General features: G+C 31.6%; 5 protein-coding genes. All 5 read left to right on the top strand.

What is annotated here, in order from left to right:
• Positions 1 to 49: 49 nt before the first annotated feature.
• Positions 50 to 637, top strand: coding sequence for a DUF1732 domain-containing protein (locus tag ENL20_10490; protein ID HHE38985.1), 588 nt, complete (start codon positions 50 to 52; stop codon positions 635 to 637).
• Positions 627 to 1064, top strand: a complete 438-nt coding sequence (locus ENL20_10485; protein HHE38984.1) for a hypothetical protein — start codon at positions 627 to 629, stop codon at positions 1062 to 1064. Before ENL20_10490 ends, ENL20_10485 begins: the two co-directional genes overlap by 11 nt.
• A gap of 24 nt (positions 1065 to 1088) precedes the next feature.
• Complete coding sequence (rnr, locus tag ENL20_10480; GenBank protein ID HHE38983.1) at positions 1089 to 3179, top strand: ribonuclease R; 2091 nt, start codon at positions 1089 to 1091, stop codon at positions 3177 to 3179.
• Positions 3180 to 3278: 99 nt separating this feature from the next.
• On the top strand, positions 3279 to 4493 hold the full coding sequence (locus ENL20_10475; protein ID HHE38982.1) for a 3-deoxy-D-manno-octulosonic acid transferase: 1215 nt from the start codon (positions 3279 to 3281) through the stop codon (positions 4491 to 4493).
• A 311-nt stretch (positions 4494 to 4804) separates the two neighbouring features.
• A partial coding sequence (locus ENL20_10470) for a hypothetical protein (GenBank protein HHE38981.1) occupies positions 4805 to 5210 on the top strand: 406 nt, incomplete at its 3' end.

Raw genomic sequence — 5210 nt, 5'->3', positions numbered from 1 at the left:
GCTGAAATTGTATAAAAAACTATTTGATGATGCAAAGAAGGAATTAAATTTGAATGAAAAATTTCCAATTCACACTTTTTTCCTGGAAAAAGAAATCCTTAAACAAAAAGAAGAAAAATACGAACAAAATGATATCGAAAAAAAGGTTCTAATAACATTAAAGAAAGCAATAAATGAACATCAGAAAATGGCATTGATCGAAGGCAGAGCGATGAAGAAATTCATTAAAAAATCATTCAATGAAATGATAAAAGCATTAGATAAGATCAAAAAAGAATTCCCAAATCATAAGAAAAAAATTTACCTGAAGATGATGAAAAACATTGAGCAGATATTAGATTCTGAACTAAAAGACGATGATTATAAAAGAGTTATGCTCGAAGCAGCTTTGTATATCGAAAAAGCAGATGTGAACGAAGAAATTATCAGGATTGAAGATCATATCGATAAGTTTCTTAATATCCTGAACGAAAAGGAAAACGAAATCGGGAAAACTCTGAACTTTATCTTACAGGAAATGCATCGTGAGATAAATACGATCGGTTCAAAGTATAACTCAAAAACAATATTTTCCGAAATTCTAACCATCAAAGAAGAAATTGAAAAATGCAGGGAGATTGTACAAAATGTCGAATAATCCTGTTTTAAGTTGGACCTCTCACCCATTAAAGGATTTTCCTTTATCATCAATATTACTGCTTATTTTCATCCTCCTTATTTCAATCGGATTGTGGGAAATCACTTTTAGAAGTTGGGAAATGCCGTTATTTTTTTATCTTGGTATGCTGGTGTTCATCGTGACATTATTCCCATACTTTATTCCCACAAAATATGAATTTTATGATGAGAAGATTGTCATTTTTTATTTCATAATCCGCATTGAAAAAAGGTATGAAGATTTCGGTTGTTTTTATGCTGATAAAAAAGGTGTGATGTTGAGTACATTTAAAAAACCAAGAAGATTGGATAGTTTTAGAGGTCAGTCTATTCGTTTCTCAAAAGATCAATCAGAAAAAGAGGAATTATTAAAATTTCTCGAACTGAAAATTGGTAATAAATTTTAATTTACTAATTTAAGTAATAAAATTATGTATGATAAGAAGTTAGAATATCAAATAATCAGATTACTTTCGGAAAATACACATACCTCTTTCAAAATTAAAGACATAGCTAGAGAAATAAGAATTAAGAAACATAAACATAAAGATTTGATCGATACCCTATTTAAACTTACTAAAGAGAAGAAAATATTTCTAAAGAACAGGAAATATTCTTATCACCAAATTGAGAATAACACAAAATATATAACAGGAAAATTCGATGCTAGGCCTCTTGCAAAAAATAAATCTTTTGCTTTTGTGATAAGTGATGAACTTGATCTTTTTATTTCAGAAGAAGATACTTTAACTGCTTATCATAATGATTTAGTGGAAGCTGAAGTAAAGTTTTCCAGGAAAAATAAAAAATACGGTATTATTACAAAAATTATCAAAAGGAATAAGAATAATTTTGTTGGAACGGTGCAGGAATTCCAAAAAAGATTTTTTCTTATCCCTGATAATTCTCGAATCCATACTAATTTTTTAATTAATAAACTATCAGGAGCAGAAGTTGGTAAAAAAGCAATTCTGAAAGTGACCAATTGGGGTAATCGGGAAATGATGAAACTGCCTGTTGGAGACATTATTGAAGTTTTAGGAGAAGCAGGAGAACCTGAAGTTGAAATTATCAGCGTGATCAAACATTATGAACTTCCATTGTTCTTTCCCGAAAAAGTGTTGTTTGAATTACAGGAAATTCCTGATTTTATTACTGAAATAGAAAAGAAAAAAAGAAAGGATTTTAGCGACCTACTTACTTTCACAATCGATCCGATTTCTGCTAAAGATTTTGATGATGCGATTTCTCTTAAGAAAACTGAAAAAGGTTGGAAATTATATGTTCATATCGCGGATGTTGCTCATTATGTTCAACCTCAAACGGAATTATTCAAAGAAGCAAAAAATCGCGGAAACAGTTATTATTTTCCCAAAAAAGTCATTCCCATGCTTCCTGAAAAAATTTCCAATAAAATCTGCAGTCTGCGGCCTTTTGAAGAAAAACTGACAATTTCTGTGATCACCGAATTTGATAAAAATTATGAGATCATCGGTCAAAATGTGGTAGAAAGTGTGATCAAATCAAATGCCAGGCTTTCTTATGAAGAAGTGGATGCTCTTTTTGAAAATAGAGAAAACAATATTGATCCGGAAGTTGCAAGAATTTTGTTTGAAATGAAAAAACTCTCCTCTTCCCTATCTGCAAAGAGAAAAAAGCAAGGTTATCTATCTTTTGATCTTCCGGAAACAGAATTTATTTTCGATGATGAAGGTCATATTATCGATCTGAAAAGAAGTCAGGAAACCGAATCACATACTCTGATTGAAAATTTCATGTTGATCGCAAACGAGTTTGTGGCAAAAATATTATCTTCAAAAAATACAATTTATCGAGTGCACGAAAAACCGGATGAAGAAGATATCGAACAGATAAAAGAAATTGCTGAAAAGTATGATCTGTGTTTTGAGCGAAAAAAGAATTTGAATAAAACCTTACAAATATTGCTCGATTCCATGCCGGATGAAATTCATCATCGAGTTTTTGATAGAATAATACTTCGCAAAATGAAAAAAGCAAAATATGATATAAAAAATATCGGTCATTTTGGCCTGGCTCTTTCAAATTATACTCATTTTACTTCCCCGATAAGAAGATTAAGTGATCTTGTTATTCATCATCAAATTAAGGGGAAACTTCATTCTTCTGCTGCCCTTTTTTCTAAAAAAGAGCTTTTTGATCTTGCTAAAACTGCTTCTGAAAAAGAAATTATCGCTGATGAAGCGGAAAGAGAAGTTGAGTTTAAAAACAAGAAAATATTTATGAAAATGAGATTGGGAGAAGTTTTTAAGGGAATTATTGTGGGAATAAAATCCTTTTCCATGCTTATCGAACTCAATGAATTTCCTGTTATTGGAGTTATCGAGTTAAGTTCCCTGACAGATGATTATTATGAGTTTTATGAAAGACAAAATTGCCTGATCGGAAAAAAGAAAGGTAAAATGTTTAAGTTAATGGACAAATTTGAAGTTCAGGTTATCAAGGTTACTGATGATATTTATTTTAGTTTATTCGAGTTTTAAGGAGAAACGACGACAACTCAAAGCTATTTTAAAATTTGAAACTTGCCAAATTTTTAAAATTTGGCAAGTTTTGGGAAATTTAAAAGAAAAGAAATCACAATGATCATTTTCATAATATTAGTTCAAATAATCTTTATTATCGCATTTCCATACATTTTTTTTAAATTCAAAGGAACCGAACTCAAGCAAAGATTGGGATATTTCAATAAAGATTTTCAGAATTCAATCTGGGTGCATGCTGCTTCAGTTGGAGAAGTAAATGCTGCCAAACCATTGATCAAAGCCCTTTTACTTAAACATCCTCATAAAAAATATGTTTTTACAACAATGACCTCAACCGGACAGGAAACAGCAAAACAAATTGATGATAGGATTTTTACCTCTTTCCTTCCTTTCGATTGTTTCTTAATGATGAAAAGGTTTTTTAAAAGAATAAATCCGGAATTGATCATTCTTGTTGAGACAGAATTCTGGCCGCACATGTTATGTTTAGCTAAAATGAGAAAAATCCCGGTTGTTATCGTAAATGGTCGCATATCAGATAAATCTTATCCTCTTTACAAAAGATTTTCATTTTTCTGGAAACCTTTATGGAAAACTGTTTCAGCTGTGGATGCCCAATCGGAAAAAGATAAAAACAGGTTTTTAACATTCAAATTTCAGAATGTGATCAACACTCACAATCTCAAATTCTGTATGCAACTACCTGATTTCGAGAAAAACAAGATCAGGAAGGAATTTGGACTTGCAAAAAAAGATTTTGCGATTGTCTGGGGAAGCAGTCGTCCGGGAGAAGAAAAGCTGCTCAAATCGATTTATCAAAAACTGAATAATAAAATTAAGAATCTGAAAGTAATTATCGTTCCCAGACATCTATACCGATTACAGGAGATTACAGAAATATTTGATGATCTTGATTATCAATTATATTCGGATTTAAAAGAAGATTTTAAAATTCTTATTATAAATCAAATGGGAATTCTAACGAAAATGTATGCGATCGCAGATATAGCTATTGTGGGAGGTAGTTTTTTTGATTTTGGAGGTCATAATCCTCTTGAACCTGCTTTTTATAAAACTCCGATAATAATGGGAGAGCATTTTTTTTCCTGTCGGGATTCGGTGTCAAAATTACTGAAAAATAAGGGAATTCTCATCTCAACGATTGAAAGATTGTTCGAAGATATCTCTTTTCTCTATCAGAATGAAAAAGCCAGAGAAAATCTGGGAATTAATGCAAAAAGAACTTTACAGGAAAATTCTGATAGTTTGCAAAAGAATCTTGAAGTATTGGAGAGATATGTATCGCATTAATTCTAATTGTGAAGATGCTTTGTCATTATGCCCGTTCTCCGTAGCAGGCTACTGCGACGGATGAAAGTTTTCTCTTACTGGCTTCTGACGAAATAATCACTTTTTTTCATCGTTCCCAAACCCCGTTTGGGAATGTGGAACAGGATTTCATTCAAATTTCATTACCAATCGGGGGGATTGGTAACGATGATTAACTTCCGAATGTTTCAGATTGCCGATTCTTTGGAATGTTGAAAATTATTGCTTAAACAATCGGAAGATCAGCAAGCTGAACATTCCGATGTTTTACATTTTCATAATAGGAAAAAAATATGGAACAAGCAAAATATTATAAAAAATTAAAAGACAAAAAAGTTCAGTGTGAGCTTTGTCCTCATTTCTGTGTACTCGCACCGGAAGAAGAAGGAAAATGCCGTTCTCGATTTAATTCAGATGGGAATTTATTCACTTCCAACTATGCAGAAACTATTTCTATCAGTATGGATCCAATAGAAAAAAAACCGCTGTATCACTTTTATCCGGGACAGAGTATTTTATCGATCGGACCAAATTCCTGTAATTTTTCCTGTGATTTTTGTCAGAATTTTTCGATCAGCCAGTTCGAAGTACCAACTTATCATCTCGATTTGGAAGAATTGCTCCAAATTTGTATGAAAAAACGGACAAAATTTGTTGCTTACACATACACAGAACCAATTATCTGGTTCGAGTATATTC

The sequence above is a fragment of the Candidatus Cloacimonadota bacterium genome (assembly GCA_011372345.1).
GTDB lineage: Bacteria > Cloacimonadota > Cloacimonadia > Cloacimonadales > TCS61 > DRTC01.
Note: the sequence above shows the minus strand (reverse complement) of the source record. Positions and strands in the feature narration are given on the sequence as shown.